The sequence below is a fragment of the Bosea sp. AS-1 genome, assembly GCF_002220095.1.
Classification (GTDB): domain Bacteria; phylum Pseudomonadota; class Alphaproteobacteria; order Rhizobiales; family Beijerinckiaceae; genus Allobosea.
This window is the reverse complement of the sequence record NZ_CP022372.1, coordinates 1,005,098-1,023,954: the sequence shown is the minus strand read 5'-3', so window position 1 is coordinate 1,023,954 and position 18,857 is coordinate 1,005,098. Positions and strand designations below refer to the sequence as shown.

Below are 18,857 nucleotides of genomic sequence, written 5' to 3'. Positions count from 1 at the left end.
ATGACCGGCGCAATCACCTTCGCCCTGATCACGGCCTGCCTCCTGACGGCGATCCCGGTCGCCTTCCTGGCCGTGCAGATCGCCGCCGCATTGTTCCCCACGAGGCGGCCTGCATCGACACGATCGGCACCCTGCCCGCGCTTCACGGTGATCATGCCGGCCCATGATGAGGAACAGATCATCGCCCGCAGCATCGCTGCGATCATGCCACAGCTGGAGCCCGCCGGGCGCTTGCTGGTGGTGGCCGACAATTGCTCGGACGATACCGAGCGCGTCGCCACGCGGTCCGGCGCGGACGTCACCATCCGCCGCAACGTGACGCGCATCGGAAAGGGCTACGCGCTGGCCCATGGCATCCGGTCGCTCGCTTCGGACCCTCCAGAGGTCGTCATCGTCGTCGATGCGGATTGCGAGGTCATGCCGGGTACGCTGGCGCTTCTGGCCAGATCCTGCCGCACGACGGGGCGCCCCGTCCAGGCGCGGTATGCGATGCTGGCGCCTCCCGCGCCGACCGCCGCCGACAAGATCTCGCGGCTGGCCTGGACGATCAAGACCTTCGTTCGGCCGCTGGGCTCCGCCCATCTCGGATGGCCCTGCCAGCTGATGGGTTCCGGAATGGCCCTGCCCTTCGAGCAGCTCAGCCGCCTCGACCTCGCCACCAGCCATCTCGCAGAAGATCAAAAGCTCGGCGCCGACTTCGCGCTCGCCGGAAGGGCCCCCTATTTCTGCCCAGGCGCCGAAATCGTCAGCCAGCTTCCTCAAGGCGAAACCGGAAAGCGCCAGCAGCGCACGCGATGGGAGCATGGCCACCTCGCGATCATCGGAGAATTTTTCCTTCCCCTGACTGGCCACGCGATCTCGAAGCGCAGCCTGCATCTTCTCGCCTTCGCGCTCGACCTGTGCATTCCGCCGCTGACGCTGCTCGCGATGTCCCTCATGCTGATGGAACTCGCAGGACTCGCCTGGTTCGTCGTGAGCGGTGGCACAGCGCCGCTTATTGTCTCGTCGATAGTGCTGGCCTGCTTTATGGCGACGATCGGCATTGCCTGGTGGCGCTTCGCCCAGCAGATCATTTCGTGGCGCGAGCTGGCGGCAGGGCCAGCCTATTGCCTGCTCAAGATACCCTCCTACATCCGCTTCTTCATTCACCGCCGGATCGACTGGGTCCGGACCGAACGATGAAGATGATCGGCGGTCAAGGGAACTCCCCCGCGCCCCGTCGGATGCTCGGTCCGACGAGTTCCTACCGAGTACAGCCCGGCCTGCGGAGCTGGCCAACCTCGCTTCTCGCCGGAATGTTGGCGATCTTCGCCATGACGATAGGGTCCTCACCCACCCAGGCCAACGACCCACGCAAATTGGTCGATGGTGGCGCGCCAAGCCGCTTTGTCCTCGGCGAGCGGCCATTCGCGGCCAGCTCGTCCTGGAATACACCGATCGCCAAGGATGCGACCTTCGCCAAGATCCACTGGCCGGCGGGTGCTCTCTTCGGCGTCGCCTGGAGCAGCTATTCTCCTGCCATCCATATGAGCTCCCCTACGGATCCGGTCATCTTGGTCGAGCATCCGGCAAGCTGGGGGCGTCCCGCTGGCGTTCTCGAGCTCCGCATGACGGCCGATGCCGATGGCGCACCGGGCACCGACGGCGAATTGCTGGTGATCGACGGCGATACCGTCCACAATTTCTGGCAATTTCGACGGTTAAATGCCGGAAAGGCCACCGCACAATCCTACGCGGCAACCGATCTCGTCACCGGAGATGGCTGGGGGCGCGCATTCCCGTTTCTCGGTGCAGGTATCGTGGCTGCCGGCGCAAGCCAGCTCGCCGGCTTGCTGGTCCAGGCTGAGACGGATCGGGGTGAGATCACGCACGCGTTGCAGATCGCGATCGATGCGACCTACGCGAAACCGGGCCATGTCGGTGCGGCGATCAACGGCGACGGCCAGAATCCGCAAGGCCTGGCTCAGGAAGGTCAGCGCCTGGGAATTCCTGCCACCGTGGCGATGCCGGGCGGATTGTCGCCCCTTGGGCAGAAAGTCTTTCGTGCCTACCAGAGATACGGCGCCTTCGTCATCGACATCGCGGGTGGCGTCACCAACCTGCGCGCCCAGGCGAATGCCTACGACGAGGCGACGATCACCGCGCTGCAAAGGGACCTCACGCGAATATCACCACTGCTTCAGCACGTGACGCAGCCAAACGAGTAGATCGGTTCGGTCGCGCCGATGCGCGACAGGTGATGACTCCATCCCTTTAGAAATCCGGAGCAGCCGGGGCTCTGACTCTGCGTCGTCCGCTCAGCATCGGCACTGCCTTACGTTACGCCCATCTTACCGCGACGGGACAAGTAACCGACGCCAGGAATCCTGCGTCAGAGGCTCCCGCGCCGATCCTTTTCCGGGAGCCTTTCCTCCTGAAATCGGCAGCCGCACACCCTATGCGCGCCGTCGTTGAGCGCCCACAAAATCGCACGCGCAGGTCAATCTTGTACCCCTCGGAGTACCCCCTCGGCAGCTTGCTTTGCCGCCAAATTATCCGTCACGGGCACCCATTCTGGGGCTCATCCACCGGATGTCCACAGAAATATCTCTAGTAGCTCGTTGAAATATTTAATGAATTTATTTTCTTAACAAATTCCTTTTGGCATCACATTCCAAACACGATATTTCACCAACTTCGCTCGCGGATGGGCCTTCGATTCGCCAATTGAGATGGCGATGACCCGTCATCCGGCCTTCGAGTCGCGCAGCATGCCTGGCTATGCGCTGCGTCCTACACGGAATGGCGAGAGATACCCGGCTGGCCTACCAATCTCGTCATTTCGCCTTCCTACCGTATAATCCAAGGAATATAGGCATATGACCTCACTCGAAACTCGGCCATTTACTGCGTCTTCGAGTTGGAATACAGAAGTATCAGCTGATGCAACCTTCACAAAACTCAACTGGCCTACCTCAACAGGGTATAACTACAGTGTAGCGTGGAGTAGCTATTCACCTTCAGTTTACGTTGCATCTTCTTCGGACCCCCTCGTTCAGGTTTCCCATCCCCCGGGATGGGGTTATCCTGGGGGCACCGTCAGCGTTCATATGCCGGCAGCGGCCAACGGCGCGGCGGGCACAGACGGCGAATTGATCGTCATCGACGGCGACGTCGCCTACAATTTCTGGCAGTTCAACCGCACGAGCAACACCACGGCTTCCGCGGCCTCTTTCGCCGCCGAAAACGTCGTCACGGGTGACGGCTGGGGCAGCAAATCGCCCTTCCTCGCGGCCGGCATCACGGCAGCCGGCGCAAGCCAGCTCGGTGGCCTTATCGTCGCAGACGAGGTGAAAGACGGATCGATCGATCACGCGCTGCAGCTTGCCGTCGACTTCGGTCTCGCCAAGCCGGGCGCCGTCGGCCAGGCCATCTCCAGCGATGGCGGCAGCGCTTCGGGCATCGTACAGGAAGGACAGCATCTCGCGATTCCGCCGGGTACGCCGATGCCCGCCGGCCTCTCTGCGCTTGGCCAGCAGGTCTTCAAGGCCATGCAGCAATACGGTGCCTATGTCATCGATGTCGCTGGTGGCACGACCAACGTCCGGGCGCAGGCCAATGCCTTCGACGACGCGACGATGACCGCGTTGTGGCATGACATGGGTAATATCACGCCGCTGCTGCAAGCCGTGAGCGGCGGCTCCGGCTCCGGAAGCACGGGCGGCTCGTCGGGCGGAACGGTCACCGAACCGCCGACGACGACCCCGCCCGTCGTGGTCAATCCGCCGACCACCGAGCCTCCGGTCACCAACCCACCCGCCGCGGGCGACTCGACCAGGCCGAGCGTGCAGTGGGTCGCGGCCAACGGCCCCGGAGTCACCAACGGCACGGGGACCGTCCATGCCGGCGACACCGTGTACCTGACGCTCAAGCTCAGCGAAGCGGTCACCGTCAGCGGCACGCCGACCCTGTCGCTGAACGACAAGGGCACCGCCAAATACGTCAGCGGAGCCGGTACCGATACGCTGCAGTTCGAGTACAAGGTTGCCGCGGGTGCAAGCGCCGCCGATCTGGAGATCAGCGGGTACAATCTGTCCGGCGTGAAGGACAAGGCCGGCAATGCCATCGACGTATCTGATGCACCGCATCAGCCGGCTGGAACGCTGGTCGTGGACACCAAGGCACCGTCGGATACCACCACACCGACGGTTCAGTGGATCGCCGCCAACGGCTCTGGCCTCACCAACGGGAACGGCAGCGTCAGTGCCGGCGATACCGTTCGGCTGTCGGTCAACTTCAACGAGGTGATGACCGTCAACGGCACGCCGACCTTGTCGCTGAACAGCAAGGGCACCGCCAAATATGTCAGCGGTTCCGGTACCGATACCTTGCAGTTCGACTACAAGGTGGCAGCCGGCGAGAAGGCCTCTGACCTCGCGGTCACCGGCTACAACCTGAACGGTGTCACCGACCAGGCCGGCAACATTGTCGATCTGTCCGGCGCTCCGCATCAGCCCGCCGGAACGTTAATCGTCGACACCAAGGTGCCGACCGACGGGACGGCGCCGGAGGTCCAGTGGATCGCCGCCAACGGCTCCGGCATCCGCAACGGCCATGGCAGCGTCAACGCCGGCGACACCGTTCGGCTGTCGGTCAACTTCAACGAGGTGATGACCGTCGATGGCACGCCGACCTTGTCGCTGAATAGCAAGGGCACCGCGAAGTATGTCAGCGGGTCCGGCACCAACACCTTGCAGTTCGACTACAAGGTGGCGGCCGGTGAGAAAGCCTCCGACCTCGAAGTCTCCGGCTACAACCTGCGCGGCGTCACGGATCGGGCAGGCAATGCCGTCAATGTCGACGGCGCGCCGCACCAGCCGGGAGGTGTTCTGGCCGTTGGCGCCAAGGCGACGACAGGCGGCTCTGGACCGGAGGTTCAGTGGATCGCCGCCAACGGCTCCGGCATCCATAACGGACACGGCACAGTCGGCGCTGGCGACACGGTCTGGCTTTCCGTCAACTTCAAGGATGTCATGACCGTCGACGGCAAGCCGACCTTGTCGCTGAACAGCAGCGGTACCGCCAGCTACGTCAGCGGGTCGGGCACCAACACCTTGCAGTTCAAGTATGTGGTGGGAGCCGGCGAAAGCGCGACCGATCTCGAGGTCTCCGGATACAATCTGGACGGCGTCACGGATCGAGCGGGCCGGGCCGTCAATGTCGATGGCGCGCCGCATCAGCCTGGAGGCGTATTGGCCGTTGCAGGCGGAGGCCGGAGCAGCAGCGCGACGGACTTCTCATTCGGCAACCGCCAGACGGTCGGCTACCCTGGCGCTCAGGACAACGTGGCCGCCCCGGCATCGTCCGACGGCTCTGCGATGTCCAAGCTCGCCTTGCTCGATCAGTACGCAGCGTCGAGTTTCGCCACCCCCGCATCGACCTCCACGGGGTCGTCGCAGGGATTGTGGAACAACACCGCCCAGACGCTCGCAAAGCCACAGGCTTGAGGACGCGGCGGGCTGAGCCGGCCACCACGCCGAACTCGGCCTCACGCGTCGCTGCGAACCCGGGCGTTTGACGCTCTCAATGCCGGACACGCGGGGATGTTCCCCGCGTGTCCGTGTTCAACATCACAAATCCGGGGCCACGACGGTTGGAAAATCCCGATAACGATACCCATCCCATCTCTGACGACGGCCTGATTGCGCTGCTGTTCATCCTGCGCAGCCAAGGCGTGAGCGTCCTTCCTGAACAGATCCAGCATCAGTTTCCAGGCCGCCCCATCGGGGTCGCGGAGATGGTCCGGTGCGCCAAGGGCCTCGGCCTCAAGGCGCGGTCCATCACCACGAGCTGGGAGCGACTTGCCAACACGCCGCTTCCGGTGATCGCCGCGATGCGCGACGGCAGCTTCCTCGTGCTGGGGCGTGTGGGCGAGGACAGCATCCTCGTCCAGGCGCCGAACGCGCCGCGGCCGAGCATGATGTCGCGCGCCGAACTGGAAGCGATCTGGGACGGCCGGCTCGTGCTGATGACGAAGCGGGCGTCGCTGACCGACCTTGCCCGTCGGTTCGACATCACCTGGTTCATGGGCGCCATCCATAAATATCGCTGGCTCCTCACCGAGGTGCTGGTGGCGTCCTTCTTCCTGCAGCTCTTCGGCCTGATCTCACCGCTCTTCTTCCAGGTCGTCATCGACAAGGTGCTCGTGCATCGCAGCATGAGCACGCTGGACGTGCTGGTCATCGGCCTCGTGGCGATCGCCCTGTTCGAAGTCGTTCTCGGGGCGTTGAGGACCTATCTGTTCTCGCACACCACGAACCGGATCGACGTCGAGCTCGGCGCGCGCCTCTTCCGCCACCTGCTGGCGTTGCCGATCGGCTATTTCCAGGCCCGACGCGTCGGCGATTCCGTCGCCCGCGTGCGCGAACTCGAGAATATTCGCAACTTCCTGACCAGTTCGGGGCTGACGCTCGTCATCGACCTGTTCTTCACGACCGTCTTCGTCGCGGCGCTGTTCTTCTACTCGCCGCTGCTGACCTGGATCGTCCTCGCTTCGCTGCCGCTCTATATCGGCATATCGGCTGGCGTGACGCCGCTCTTCCGCCGTTACCTCGACGACAAGTTCGCCCGTGGCGCAGAGAACCAGGCCTTTCTGGTCGAGAGCGTGACGGCGGTCGAGACACTCAAGGCCATGGCGATCGAGCCCCAGATGCAGCAGCGCTGGGAGGAGCAGCTCGCCGCTTATGTCGCAGCGAGCTTCCGGGTATTGAACCTGGGCAACGTCGCCAGCCAGGCTGTCCAGTTCATCAGCAAGCTGGTGACCGCATCGATCCTCTATGTCGGTGCCAAGCTGGTCATCGCCGGCGATCTTTCCGTGGGCGAGCTGGTGGCGTTCAACCTGCTTGCGGGCCGGGTCAGCGGGCCTGTCCTGCGACTGGCGCAAATCTGGCAGGACTTCCATCAGGCGCGTCTGTCGGTCGCCCGCCTCGGCGACATTCTCAACACCACGCCCGAGCCGTCATACAATCCGAACCGCACGGCGCTTCCTGCGATCCGCGGCGACATCTCATTCGAGCATGTCACATTCCGGTATCGGATCGACGGACCGGAGATCCTGCACAACATCAACCTGAATATTCCGGCCGGGCAGATGATCGGTATCGTCGGCCCGTCCGGCTCCGGCAAGAGCACGCTGGCGAAGCTCGCCCAGCGGCTCTATGTGCCGGAGAATGGCCGGGTCCTGGTCGACGGCGTCGATGTCGCCCAGATCGATCCCTCCTGGCTGCGCCGCCAGATCGGGGTCGTCCTGCAGGACAACGTCCTGTTCAACCGCTCGATCCGCGACAACATCGCCCTGGCCGACCCGGCCCTGCCGGCGGACAAGGTGATCGCTGCGGCGAAGCTGGCCGGCGCGCATGACTTCATCCTCAAGCTGCCCGAGGGTTACGACACGATCGTCGGCGAACGCGGCGGCAGCCTTTCCGGCGGCCAGCGCCAGCGCATCGCCATCGCCCGCGCTCTGGCGACCGACCCTCGCATCCTGATCTTCGACGAGGCGACGAGCGCGCTCGACTACGAGAGCGAGCACATCATCCAGCAGAACATGACGCAGATCGCGCGGTCCCGCACCGTACTGATCATCGCCCACCGCCTCTCCACGCTGCGAATGGCGGACCGGATCGTCACCATCGAAGGCGGCCGCCTGATCGAGGACGGTACGCACGAGAAGCTGATCCGGACGGGCGGCCGATATGCCACCTTGCACCGGCTCCAGTCCGGCTTGCCGGAGACCGAGAGCATCGGGTCCGGGGCCAGTCACGCGGCCGCGCGGCCGGAGTCACGGGCGTCTTCCACCCTGCCGACGCTCACAGGACACCAGCCGACGAGCATCTCTTCGATCCGCAGCCACGAGCAGCGTCGAGACGCCGTCGGATAATCGCTCCTTCCATTGTATCGAGGACCATTGTGCTGCGTTGAATTCCCGAGAGGAACCCGCGGCAAGAAAAGCGCCATGCAAGCGTTCACCAACAATCAGTCGGGGCTTCTCGCCCTGGAAATGCTGCTGCGCCTGCGCGGCGCCACCGTCACGGTCGAAGAGCTTCGCCAGCATATCGGCGAAGATTCTGTCGGCACCGCCGAAATCCTGCGCGGAGCGCGAGCATACGGCTTTGCCGGCCGCTCCCGCTCGGTCAGCTGGGACAAGCTCGCGGAACTGCCGCTGCCCTGCATCGCCGGGCTTCGCGACGGGGGCTTTTTGCTGCTCGGCAAGGCCAACGACGAAAAGGTTCTGGTCGTAGGGGCAAGCAGCCCGCGGCCAGTGCTGATGACGCGGGCCGAATTCGAGGCGGAATGGAATGGCCGCGTCATCCTGCTGAAGCAGGCTAAGGCGGCTTCGGGGCTGATCCCGCGCTTCGACACGGGCGTGGCGCTGCGCGCGCGCCAGGCTCTGTCGACGACCGCAGGCTGGGGCGCGCGCAATACCCGCGCCGCCGTGAGCGGGCTCGCTGTGCGTTCGCAGGCATTGCAGCAGGCCATCGTCGCCCGATCGACCGATGAAAAGCGCCTGCGCTCGCTGGAACTCGCCTTTCTGCCGGCGGCGCTCGAGATCGTCGAAACCCCTCCCTCGCCATTGGGGCGCATCATTGGCCTGAGCATCATCTCGATCTTCGGCGCCGCGCTGGCCTGGGCCTGCATCGGCACCGTCGACATCGTCGCCGTGGCGCCCGGCAAGATCATCCCGAGCGATCGGACCAAGATGATCCAGCCGTTCGAAACCGGCGTGGTCCGTGCAATCAAGGTCCATGACGGACAGACCGTCAAAGCCGGCGACGTGCTGATCGACCTCGATACGACGACCGTCGATGCCGAACTCGGGCACCTGCAGAGCGACCTGATGGCGGCGCGCCTCGACATCGCCAGGCTGCAGGCAGCCATCGCCGACAAGGACAATCCTGTTTCGGCCTTTGCACCGCCGAAGGACGCGCCGGCCGACCTGCTGCAGGTCTACCGCGGCATGCTGGCCAGCCAGAGCAGCGAGCAGAAAGCCAAGCTCGCGACCATCGACAGCCAGCTGGCACAGAAGGTCGCCGAACGCGATACGATCCAGGCTTCGGTCGACAAGCTGAAATCCACCATCGTGCCGTTGCAACAGCGGGTCGAGATCCGCGAGCAGCTCTATCAGAAGGAGCTCGGCTCCAAGGTCACCTACCTGGCCGAGCTGCAGGATCTCGTCGGCCAGCGTCAGGACATCCTGGTCCAGGAGAAGCGCGGCAGCGAGACGAATGCCGCCGTCGCCGCGCTGACGGAGACGCGTGCCAAGACCGTTGCCGAATACGAACGAACCCTGTTCGACGATCTGAGCAAGGCCCGGCAGAAGGCAGCCGGCCTCCAGCGCGATATCGTCAAGACAGAGCAGCGCAAGAACCTGCAAAGGTTGACGGCGCCGGTCGACGGAATGGTTCAGCAGCTCGCGATTCACACGATTGGCGGCGTCGTCACCCCCGCGCAGACCTTGCTCTACATCGTTCCCGCCGAGAGCCGACTGGAAATCGAGGCCATGGTCTCGAACCGAGACATCGGTTTCGTCAGCGCCGGCCAGGAAGCCGCCATCAAGATCGACACCTTCAACTTCACGCGCTACGGCCTGCTTCGCGGAACCATCCTCAGCGTGTCGCAGGACGCCATCGCACGCGACAAGATCCCCGACGGTGGCGAGAGGGCCTCGGGTGCATCCACCGACAGCAGCGAACCGCGCGGCCGGGAATTGCTCTATTCCGCACGGATCTCGCTGGATCGGACGCAGCTGGCGATCGAGGACAAGCAGGTCAATCTGTCGCCCGGCATGGCCGTGACGGCGGAAATCAAGACCGGCCGGCGCCGGATCATCAGCTACCTGCTCTCCCCCCTCGCGCGCTACCAGCACGACAGCTTGCGGGAGCGGTAGGCGGCTGGCCAGAGCATCGGGTCGAAAACGGGCTGATGTTCGGAAGGAGTCAATCCACGGATCGCTGTGACCACGCTCGAAAAGGCGCGCGGCGATCCGCTGCATTTTCGAGTGCGATCACCCTTTCGCGCGCAGAATGTGCGGGCGAACAAGGATTGGGTGGACCTTCACACCACGAAGCCGTCGGGAGCGCGACGGCGAAAAGCAGCATTCGGCAAGGAGCACACTCCTCGCCGAATGCTGACGTCTAGGCTCAGAAAGACCAGCGTTTCGGATCAGAGCCCCGATTACTGGCCATGATCGCGCGGGTCTGATTGTCGAAACCGATCTCGTTGACACTTTCGATCGAAAGCAGCGCAGCGAGCCGCGAGCGCGCGCGGTTGATCCTGCTCTTGATCGTTCCGGTCGTGGTCCGGCAAAGCGTGGCCGTGTCCTCGTAGGACAGTCCCGCCGCACCGACCAGCATGAGCGCCTCGCGCTGATCGAACGGGATTTCCCTCAGAGCGGAGCAGAACTCCTTGTACTCCAGCTGACCTTCCTGCTCCGGCGCTGCACGCAGCGCCTCGGAATAGCAGCCATCCGCATCCTCCACCTCATGGCGCCGCCTGCGCAGATCGGAGAGATAGCAGTTACGCAGGATTGTCGTCAGCCAGGCGCCGAGATTCGTGCCGGGTCGGAACGTATCGACCTTACTGATCGCGCGCAGCAGAGTCTCCTGCACGAGATCGTCGGACCTGTCGGCACTCCGGCTGAGCGACATCGCATAGGCACGCAGTTGCGGCTCGAACGCCAGCATCTGCTGCTGAATCGAGAGCCCACCAGCTCCCTTTGGGCCAGAATCTCCGTCTCGGAAGGCCATAGTCGATCTCCCCCACTCATATCCACGGGACGAAACAACCCATCACACGCAACGAAACTGGCCTGGGATTTTCGGCCGCGCGGACACGCGCGGCCGCAAGGACTACTGCTTGACGCGCGTCGGCATCATCAGGCTGGTCTGCTCGAGCGAGCCGATACCCAACGCGCCCGGAAGGATGCTTCTCTGGACCCTGAGCACATCCCCGGGCAGGAGCTCGGTGTTCTCATCCGCATCGATCGTCTGTGCCTTTCCGTCCTGAATGCGGACGACGACCAGGCTGCGGGTTTCGATGGCGCCGTCCGAAACGCCGACCAGCGTCGGGGCGGTCACCTTGGCCTCGACGAGCAGGCTCCGGTTGGTGTCGAACTTGACGCTGATATCGTCAATATCCATCCGGACCTTCTGCACCTCGGCGGTCAGAGACGCGTTCCGCTCGCTCTTGAGGTCGAAAATCCTCTGGTCGGCCTGCGTGATGTTCTGGCGCGAACGCAGGATCAGCGTCTGGAAGCCTTGCTCGTTCATCTCGAGCTGTGCCTGCATGCGCTCGAGATTCGCCAGGCGGCTGATGGTCGTCAGGCCGCGCTTGACCAGACCCCGGACCTCGACGAGCTCCTTCTCGACGCTCGCCGCCTGAACCTTGTTGGCCTGGATCTGACGTGTGATCGCCTCGATCTCACGCTCGTAGAGGCCGCGATTCTGCTCGAGGCTGTCGATCTGGGTCTTCAGAGCATCGACATGGATGTTCAACAGCGACCGCTCTTCGTCGATCAGCTGCCTCAACCCGGTGTCGCCCTGCGACCGCGCGACGAGCTCGGACGGGAACTGGACGTCCGTCTTCATCACGAGCTCGGCATTCAGGCGCGCACGCCGCGCCGTCAGCTCATAGTACCGCCTGACGAGATTGCGCATCTCGCCGGTGATGGTGATGCTGTCGCGGTCGAGCCGCATCAAGCCGGGATCGTTGAACCGCAGCCAGCCGCCGGACAGGCTGACGACCTGCAGAACCGTCATGCCGGGACGGAATTGATACTCCCCGGGCTTCTGGACATCGCCCAGGACATAGACCGGCCGCGTCTCGAGAACTTCGACCGAGGTGCCGGGCTTGTCGGATATACCCGCGCGCACGAAACGCTCGGAAATCTGGGCCGCGATTTCCTTGGTCGAAAGACCGTTGACCGAGATATCCCCGATCGGCGCGATCGAGATCGTCCCGTTGGCGCGAACCTTATATTCGCCGCTCAACTCGGGATACTGGAAGATCTTGATCTTGAGCTTGTCGTCCGCGCGAATGACGTAATCGGACGTCGCGCGGACGGCATTGCCGTCGAGCATGCACAGAAGCAGGGAAACTGTGCCGACGAGATTTACCCATGAACGGTTCCGCTTCATTGTAGCACCTCTCCGCTTCATGATGTTCCAGTGACCGGCTTGATCGGCGTGACGGCCGCGAACAGGCGTCGTCGTGCCGCGATGATGGTTTCCGCCTGCCAGAGCTTGTCTCCGAACCGCCCGATCATCCGGTCATCGACCTTGTTCAGCACGGCTCCAATGAAGTCCGTCGGCACGGTGCCCGATACCGCCAGGGCGCGCTCGATCCGCTCCCTGTCCACGCCACCCCACTGAATCACCAGCAGGATTCCGTCGATGTTCTGGGCGGCCAGGCGAAAGGCGGGACCCTGTTCGAGAGGCGGCAGGCCGACGACGATGAGATCGTAGGCGGCCAGTGATTTCCGCTGACAATGCATCCACCAGTTGGCAGGGCCTTCACCTTCGTCCGAGCCCACGATCGCGAGAACATCGGGGCCGCCGTCATCACCGCGCCGAAAGTCCCCGCGCGTCTCGGGAGACGATCCTCGCGTCGGGCTCCGGCTGGCTTCGACCAGCAACACGTTCCTGTGGCTGCGAGCAGCCGTCTGCGCAAAATGCCGCGCCACGGTTGTCGCACCTTCCCCGGCGGTTGGTGAGGCGATGCCGACGACGCGGACCTTCACTGCTTCGGCCGCCGCCGTCATGCGCAGAAGGGTCTGGGCTGCCAGGGGCGCAGGCAGCAACCCATCCTGCCCCGGCCGATCCTTGTCGGGCCCAGCCTTGCCGCTAGCAGCCAGCATCCGGCGTGCGAGCAACGGGAGCGCGCCGATGCATTCCAGGCCGAAGCGCTCGACTTGCGCCGCAGTACGGATCGTCTTGTCCCTGAAGTCCAGCAACAAGGCGGCGATCAACCCGGCCACGAAGCCCGCCACGAGTGCGCCCAGGAGAATGAGGAGCTTCCGCGGTCCGCTCGGCTTGTCCGGGACAAGGGCCGGCGTCATCACATACACACTGGGGCCGAGCCCCTGTAGCCGCTCGCGCAGCAACGGCGACCTGTCACCATCCTGCTCGGCGCTGACCCGCGACTGCAGCATGATCTGGCTGATCTCGTTCGCAATCAGAGCCGACTTCTGCGGGTCTGAGGTGGTGACGTTGAGGAGAATGGTATGGCTCGTCCCGATCCGCTGGATCGCGATGTGCTTCGCGAGGGAATCGACGGCGATCTCCTGCCTGCCGCGTCCTTCGTCGGTCGTTGCTTGCGGGACGCTGAAGAGCCAGCGAGCGATCTCCCGCGGCAGTGTCGCAGAAGGAACGAACTCCGGGTCATCCGCCAGATTGAGAGATTGCACCACCTTGGTCAGGGTGCCGCGCGAACGGATGATCTCGATTTCGTTCTCGACCTGCGTGAGGTCGGCGCGCCCCAGCGAGATGACGAGATCTGAACCGGGCTGAACTTCTTTGACATAGACCAGGAATTGCGTCGAGGCGGTGTAGCTCACACCCCGTTGGATGACGAAGATCGCAGCCGCGGCGAGCGACAAGGCGATGCAGGTGAAAACCAGCTTCCAGCGACGGCGGAGGGTAAGGAATCCGAGCGTCGACAATGATTGATGATCATCAATATAGTCCAACATGGGACTTCCGATCTTTAGTCGCCGGCCGTTCAATGCTCGCCGCGAGCATCGCCTTTCGGAAAGACAGATTTCAGGGAACTACGCGACGCGAACTCACTAATTAAAAGCAGCCATCCGTGTAACGATTACTGGAGCTTGGCGGATATGACCTCGAGAGTTTGAACGGCAGGTGCGTTCGACAGCGCCAGTTCCACCCTCTCGGAATCCACGATCCGCACGGCTCTCATCCAGACGAAGACCCTGTTCCAGACCTCCCAGTTTATTCCGTCCATGATCTGCTCGTAGTCCTTCGGGCTGAGCCGGCGCAGCAGCAACTCGGCCACCATCCGAGCTTGGTCCACGCCAGCGGCGCGTCTCCGCTCGTCGGCAGAGCCTGGCGGTTCGGGCGTAAAAAACGACGAAGAAAATCCTTCCCGCAGCGGTCGCCCTTCCGCTTCAGCCGTCATTTTTGCTTTCGCGCCCGAGGCTTCGGAATAGAGGTCGCTGCGCGACACGCGCTCGCCATTCTCGAGTCGCTTCAGAATGGCATCGCGAACCGCAGGAGAAGTCTTCTTCGAGAGATAGACGCGCAGCGTCGACGGAACCATCAACGCGACCAGCTTCGCGTTCGCATCGGACTCCGCCTCGCGTGCTAGCTTCATCAGGTCCTGAGCCGTCCTGATTTTGAACTCACACGCCTTCTCAACCCATTTGACAAAAACACCGTGAGGTAATTTTGCTTTTACGCGCAGAAGCTCGCGTCCAATATCAATGGCATGTTCGGTTGCCGCCCGGCGAAGGTCCTTGATCTTCTGCGCCGCGTCTTGCAGTTCCGTCGCAGAAATCTGCATGTCGGAGAATCGCACATTCGACAACACGGCAGAACCCTCACTCAACCCACAATAACCACAAGCTTACGCTTGGTTCACTTCATGACGAAGCGAGCAAAGGGGTTCCCGGCCGCACAAACGGAGTACCCCTTTTGGATCACCTGCCTTCGGCATCCACATTCGCGGCATGGGCGTGGGGCGTGGCTGCCGACCCAGTTCGCACCTCTCAAAATTGTAAGCGCACTTCACGCGCGCTAAAAATCTTCGTTATTTTTGAGAGACATGCTGAAATCAGGTGCCGCTGGCGCCTGTCAAATTTGTTACCGAAACATTTCCGTCTTATCCGCTGCTCAGCCTGATATGATCTAGCTAGGCCGAGCCAATATCAGGTCCGCCATCCGTTCCGCGATCATGATCACTGGAAAGTTCAGATTGGCTCGCGGAGCGGTCGGCATGATCGATGCGTCCACGATGCTGAGGCCGTCCACGCCATGGACGCGCCCGGTCGCTCCGTCGACGACCGCGTCGGGATCATCAGCCGAACCCATCCGGCAGGTACCGCAACAATGCCATTGCCCAAAGGCATGCGCCTTGACATAGGCCTCCAGGATATCCGGCTCATTCAACAGCGACCGCAGGCTGATGCCGCTGGAGACAGCGCGCTGGAAGAACAGCTTCCGCAATGGCGGCAGGGCGTCAATGGCAAGCGCGATCGGCGCGGTGATCAGGTAGTTGCGCAGCGTCTGCCGGCCCAGCGACTTGGCAAAGCCGCTATAGCTCGATGCCCCTGGCATCTCGACGATGTCGGCGAGCGGTCGCGTCGCGAACAGTTTTGCGATCAGATGCACGGCCGCACCCATGCGCTGGAGATCGCGATAGTCCGAGAGATAGTTGAAATCGGCGGTCGGCTCCTGGCGCGGATCCCGCGAAACCAATCGCACCTCGCCTCGGGAATGGGCCTTGTTGATCCAGGAGATAATCGTGCCGATCCGTGGCCCGAGCGGATGCCAGGCGGATTTTGCGGCCACCATCAGGAACATGTCAGACGGCCCGCAATCCGCGACATGGGAGCTGTAGCGCATACCGACATGGATGTGCCGACGGGTCGAATTGTCCAGCCGTGCTGCCGGCTTGATATAGCCAGAGAGCGAAATGCCGGGGTGTTCCTGCAGATTGGCGCCGACGCCGCGAAGATCGACATGAACTTCGATACCGAGCGAGCGCAGGTGCCCACCCGGACCGATGCCCGAGCGCATCAGCAGGGCCGGCGAATGCATCGCGCCCGACGAGACGACGACCTCCCGCGCCGTCAGCCGCTCCTGCCCATTCCCCTTCGCAATATCGACGCCGACGACCTGCCTGCCCTCCATCGCTAGCGAGAGGACGTTCGTGTCGGTCATGATCGTCAGATTGGGCCGGCGCCGAGTCGCAGCATCGAGATAGGCCATCGCGGTCGAGACGCGATGCTGGCCGTTGTTGTTCGACAGGGTCATTGCGAAATGACCGTCGCCGAACGCGCCGTTCTGATCCTTGATGTCGGGGTAGCCTTGCGCTTCCATCGCGGCCTCGGCAGCGATCGAGAAGGCTGGCCAACGCTCGCGCGGGATGCGATGGACCGGGATGGGTCCGCTCTTGCCATGCAGCGGCCCGGCATAATCGAGGTCGGTTTCGGCCTTGATGAAATAGGGCAGCACCGAATCCCAGCTCCAGCCCGCCGCGCCGGCTCGCCCCCATTCGTCATAGTCGTCGGGGGTGCCGCGATTGGCGATCTGGCCGTTGATGCTGGAGCCGCCGCCGATCAGCATCGGTTGCTCATAGCGCTTGGGCGGAGGCCGCTTCGTTGCATTGTGCAGGTGCGGCTGCGTCTGGACCATCAGGTTCGGCCAGTGATTCTGTGGATCGAACGCCGCCTTGCCGGGATAGGTGTCGAGGATCGCCGCGCCCTCTTCGCCGGGCTTGAGGTCGCGCCCAGCCTCGATCAGCAGGACTTTGCGCGCAGGGTCGGCGGACAGACGGTTTGCCAGAACGCAGCCGGCCGAGCCGCCGCCCACGATGATGATATCCCACATGGCTTGGCTCACGATGCTTCAATGGACTGAGAGAGCGGCAGGTCAGCCGGAAAGCCCGAGGGCATCGAAGGCGGCAGCGCCGGCTTCGGCCACCTGCTGGTCCTGAAACGTCGAGCCGGAGCTCACGCCGATCGCGCCGACCACCTGCCCTGCGACGCGCAGTGGTATCCCGCCCGCGAGCGTGGTGAAGCGGCCACCATGCAGATTCTGGAGGCCGAAGCCCGGTTCTCCCGGTAGAGTCCGCGGCGCGATCGCCCTGGTTTCGACCTGTGCGCCCGACGCACTGAAGGCCTTCGCCACAGCGATCTCGATCGAGGTGAACTTGGCGCCGTCCATGCGCCGGAACGCGACGAGATGGCCGGCGGCGTCGACGATCGCAATGTTCTGCGGCACGCCCATCTGCGCCGCTTCCCTGGCGGCCGCTGCGATGACGTGCTCGGCCTCGTCGCAACCGATATTGAACGCGGTATGCATGTCTCAACCCTTGACCGAGCCCTTCGTCAGGCCGGACACGATCAGTCGGCTGAGCAGGGCGAATGCGATGAGGATGGGGAGAATGGCGAGCGCCGCGGAGGCGGTCAGCGGCCCCCATTCGCGCCCGAAATAGCCGATGAAGTTGTAGATCGCCGGCTGTATCGGTCGCAGGTCCGGCGTGTCGATCATCACCGAGCCCGCGACGAACTCGTTCCAGCAGGCGACGAAGGTCAGCACCCCCGCAGCGCCCAGCGCCGGGCGCGTCAAAGGCAACATGACGCGCGTCAGGATCTGGAAATGCGTCGCACCGTCGATGATCGCGGCTTCGTCCAGCTCACGCGGAATGCTCTCGAGCGATCCCTTGACGATCCAGATCGCCATCGGGAGCTGGTAGGCCGTATAGATCAGCGGCAGCGTGAACCAGGAATTGGTCAGGCCGAGCCGCGTGAAATACAGATAGTTCGGGATCAGCAGCGCGGCCGCTCCCAGCGACAGCGGGATGCTGGCAACCACGAGCATGAACAGCGCCCGTCGAAACGGGAAGTCGAAGCGGTCGAAGGCATAGGCCGCGGGCAGAGCCAGCACAAGCACGCTTGCCACCGTGACGACGCAGTAGAACACGCTGATACGGATGTTGCCGAGGAAGCCGCTATCAACGACGCGCTGGTAGTTCTCGGCGGTCGGCACGAAATCGAACAGGACCGGCGGTGCCCTGAACAGGTCCGGCTGCGATTTGAGCGAGGTCAGCATGCCCCAGAACAGGGGCAGCAGGTTGAGTCCGGCCAGCACCATGAAGAGGCCGGCGATGACCAGGCCGACCAGGCCAGGCAGGACGATGCGGGCCTTGCTGGGCGTAGCGGCGCCGGTTTGCAGCGTGACGGGCCGGGGATGGGAGCGGGCAGACGCAGCGTTCATCACGTCTTCCATTTGGCGAGCCTGACATAGGCGAAAACGAGCAGAATGTTGCCGGCAAACATTGCCAGAGCCAGTGCCGTCGCCGAGCCCAGATCGAAGGTGACGAAGGCGCGCTCGAACACCTCGATTGGCAGGATGCGCGTCGCATCTCCCGGCCCGCCGCCGGTCAGGACGAGCGGGGTCTCGACGGTGTTGAGGTTAGACAGGGTCAGGACGATCGTGACCAGCAGCAGCGGCGTCTTCAGCAACGGCAGGACGATCAGCCAGAAGATCTGCCAGCGATTGGCGCCGTCGATCTTGGCGGCTTCCTCATAGTCTTCCGAAATGCCCTTGAGGCCTGCGAGCAGGATGATGACGGCATAGCCAACCCTCTTCCAGACGGAGACGCCGATCAGCAGCGCCATGGCGCTGCCGGGACTGTTGAGGAGCTGCACTTCGGGGAGGCCCGCCATCCGCACCAGCGAGCCCACCAGCCCGATATCGCTGACGAAGACCCAGCGGAACAGCAGGGTGGCGACCACCGTCGAGATGATCCAGGGCAGGATCACGATCATCTGGACGACGAAGCCTAGCCTTTGTCCGAGGCGGTTGATCCAGACCGCGAGGGCCAGTGCGATGACGAGCGTCAGTGCGACGGCGGCGCAGGTGAATAGTGCGCTGCGCTCAAGCGTCGCGCCCAGGACGGGGTCGTCGAGCAGGCGCGCATAGTTCTCCAGCCCGGCGAAGTCGGTCGGTGCGCCGTACTGGATGCGGAAAAGGCTGAACCAGAAGCCGTAGAGGACCGGCGAGAACAGCACCAGCATCAGCAGCGCCATCGCGGGCAGCACGTAATTGACGCCGGTCAGGCGCGAATACATCGTCATTGAG

The 18,857-nt window shown here is 63.5% G+C and carries 13 protein-coding genes; 5 read left to right on the top strand and 8 right to left on the bottom strand.

Annotation, left to right across the window (positions count from 1 at the left end; translation table 11 throughout):
* The 5 genes from CE453_RS06415 (at position 1) to CE453_RS06395 (ending at position 9,922) form a co-directional block, all read left to right on the top strand.
* Positions 1–1,182 (top strand): glycosyltransferase family 2 protein, encoded by a 1,182-nt coding sequence (locus CE453_RS06415; protein ID WP_248308091.1) that lies wholly within the window; start codon positions 1–3, stop codon positions 1,180–1,182.
* Entirely contained in the window at positions 1,179–2,207 is a 1,029-nt protein-coding gene (locus CE453_RS06410; protein ID WP_157732921.1) for a PALP domain-containing protein, read from the top strand. Before CE453_RS06415 ends, CE453_RS06410 begins: the two co-directional genes overlap by 4 nt.
* Positions 2,208–2,858: 651 nt before the next feature.
* Positions 2,859–5,486 carry a hypothetical protein gene (locus tag CE453_RS06405; RefSeq protein ID WP_157732920.1) on the top strand — a complete coding sequence of 876 codons (2,628 nt, stop codon included), beginning with the start codon at positions 2,859–2,861 and terminating at the stop codon, positions 5,484–5,486.
* A gap of 146 nt (positions 5,487–5,632) precedes the next feature.
* The gene (locus tag CE453_RS06400) at positions 5,633–7,915 is read left to right on the top strand and encodes a type I secretion system permease/ATPase (RefSeq protein ID WP_089173825.1); all 2,283 of its coding nucleotides are present in this window, start codon (positions 5,633–5,635) and stop codon (positions 7,913–7,915) included.
* Between the two features lie 75 nt (positions 7,916–7,990).
* Positions 7,991–9,922 carry an HlyD family type I secretion periplasmic adaptor subunit gene (locus CE453_RS06395; protein WP_248307977.1) on the top strand — a complete coding sequence of 644 codons (1,932 nt, stop codon included), beginning with the start codon at positions 7,991–7,993 and terminating at the stop codon, positions 9,920–9,922.
* A gap of 253 nt (positions 9,923–10,175) precedes the next feature.
* Here the strand turns inward: CE453_RS06395 and CE453_RS06390 are convergent, their stop codons facing one another.
* The 8 genes from CE453_RS06390 to CE453_RS06355 all read right to left on the bottom strand — a co-directional run bounded on the left by CE453_RS06390 (position 10,176) and on the right by CE453_RS06355 (position 18,853).
* Complete coding sequence (locus CE453_RS06390; RefSeq protein ID WP_248307976.1) at positions 10,176–10,718, bottom strand: sigma-70 family RNA polymerase sigma factor; 543 nt, start codon at positions 10,716–10,718, stop codon at positions 10,176–10,178.
* A gap of 165 nt (positions 10,719–10,883) precedes the next feature.
* The gene (locus tag CE453_RS06385) at positions 10,884–12,170 is read right to left on the bottom strand and encodes a polysaccharide biosynthesis/export family protein (RefSeq protein WP_198302282.1); all 1,287 of its coding nucleotides are present in this window, start codon (positions 12,168–12,170) and stop codon (positions 10,884–10,886) included.
* Positions 12,171–12,187: 17 nt separating this feature from the next.
* A complete protein-coding gene (locus CE453_RS06380) occupies positions 12,188–13,756 on the bottom strand; it encodes a Wzz/FepE/Etk N-terminal domain-containing protein (protein WP_157732919.1) in 1,569 nt (522 codons plus the stop codon).
* Between the two features lie 92 nt (positions 13,757–13,848).
* Positions 13,849–14,553, bottom strand: coding sequence for a DUF3102 domain-containing protein (locus CE453_RS06375; protein WP_089173821.1), 705 nt, complete (start codon positions 14,551–14,553; stop codon positions 13,849–13,851).
* Positions 14,554–14,897: 344 nt separating this feature from the next.
* On the bottom strand, positions 14,898–16,601 hold the full coding sequence (locus CE453_RS06370; protein ID WP_089173820.1) for a GMC family oxidoreductase: 1,704 nt from the start codon (positions 16,599–16,601) through the stop codon (positions 14,898–14,900).
* Positions 16,602–16,643: 42 nt separating this feature from the next.
* Complete coding sequence (locus CE453_RS06365) at positions 16,644–17,075, bottom strand: GlcG/HbpS family heme-binding protein (RefSeq protein WP_089173819.1); 432 nt, start codon at positions 17,073–17,075, stop codon at positions 16,644–16,646.
* Between the two features lie 3 nt (positions 17,076–17,078).
* Entirely contained in the window at positions 17,079–17,990 is a 912-nt protein-coding gene (locus tag CE453_RS06360) for a carbohydrate ABC transporter permease (protein WP_157732918.1), read from the bottom strand.
* Complete coding sequence (locus tag CE453_RS06355; RefSeq protein ID WP_089173817.1) at positions 17,990–18,853, bottom strand: carbohydrate ABC transporter permease; 864 nt, start codon at positions 18,851–18,853, stop codon at positions 17,990–17,992. The genes CE453_RS06360 and CE453_RS06355 overlap by 1 nt, the downstream gene beginning before the upstream one ends.
* Positions 18,854–18,857: the final 4 nt, after the last annotated feature.

What these genes read in the sequence shown, in the direction of transcription:
- CE453_RS06355 (WP_089173817.1), bottom strand. Translation starts at nt 18,853, where the DNA reads ATGACGATGTATTCGCGCCTGACCGGCGTCAATTACGTGCTGCCCGCG.
- CE453_RS06365 (WP_089173819.1), bottom strand. Translation starts at nt 17,075, where the DNA reads ATGCATACCGCGTTCAATATCGGTTGCGACGAGGCCGAGCACGTCATC.
- CE453_RS06395 (WP_248307977.1), top strand. Translation starts at nt 7,991, where the DNA reads ATGCAAGCGTTCACCAACAATCAGTCGGGGCTTCTCGCCCTGGAAATG.
- CE453_RS06375 (WP_089173821.1), bottom strand. Translation starts at nt 14,553, where the DNA reads ATGCAGATTTCTGCGACGGAACTGCAAGACGCGGCGCAGAAGATCAAG.
- CE453_RS06385 (WP_198302282.1), bottom strand. Translation starts at nt 12,170, where the DNA reads ATGAAGCGGAACCGTTCATGGGTAAATCTCGTCGGCACAGTTTCCCTG.
- CE453_RS06370 (WP_089173820.1), bottom strand. Translation starts at nt 16,601, where the DNA reads ATGTGGGATATCATCATCGTGGGCGGCGGCTCGGCCGGCTGCGTTCTG.
- CE453_RS06360 (WP_157732918.1), bottom strand. Translation starts at nt 17,990, where the DNA reads ATGAACGCTGCGTCTGCCCGCTCCCATCCCCGGCCCGTCACGCTGCAA.
- CE453_RS06405 (WP_157732920.1), top strand. Translation starts at nt 2,859, where the DNA reads ATGACCTCACTCGAAACTCGGCCATTTACTGCGTCTTCGAGTTGGAAT.
- CE453_RS06390 (WP_248307976.1), bottom strand. Translation starts at nt 10,718, where the DNA reads ATGCTGGCGTTCGAGCCGCAACTGCGTGCCTATGCGATGTCGCTCAGC.
- CE453_RS06410 (WP_157732921.1), top strand. Translation starts at nt 1,179, where the DNA reads ATGAAGATGATCGGCGGTCAAGGGAACTCCCCCGCGCCCCGTCGGATG.
- CE453_RS06415 (WP_248308091.1), top strand. Translation starts at nt 1, where the DNA reads ATGACCGGCGCAATCACCTTCGCCCTGATCACGGCCTGCCTCCTGACG.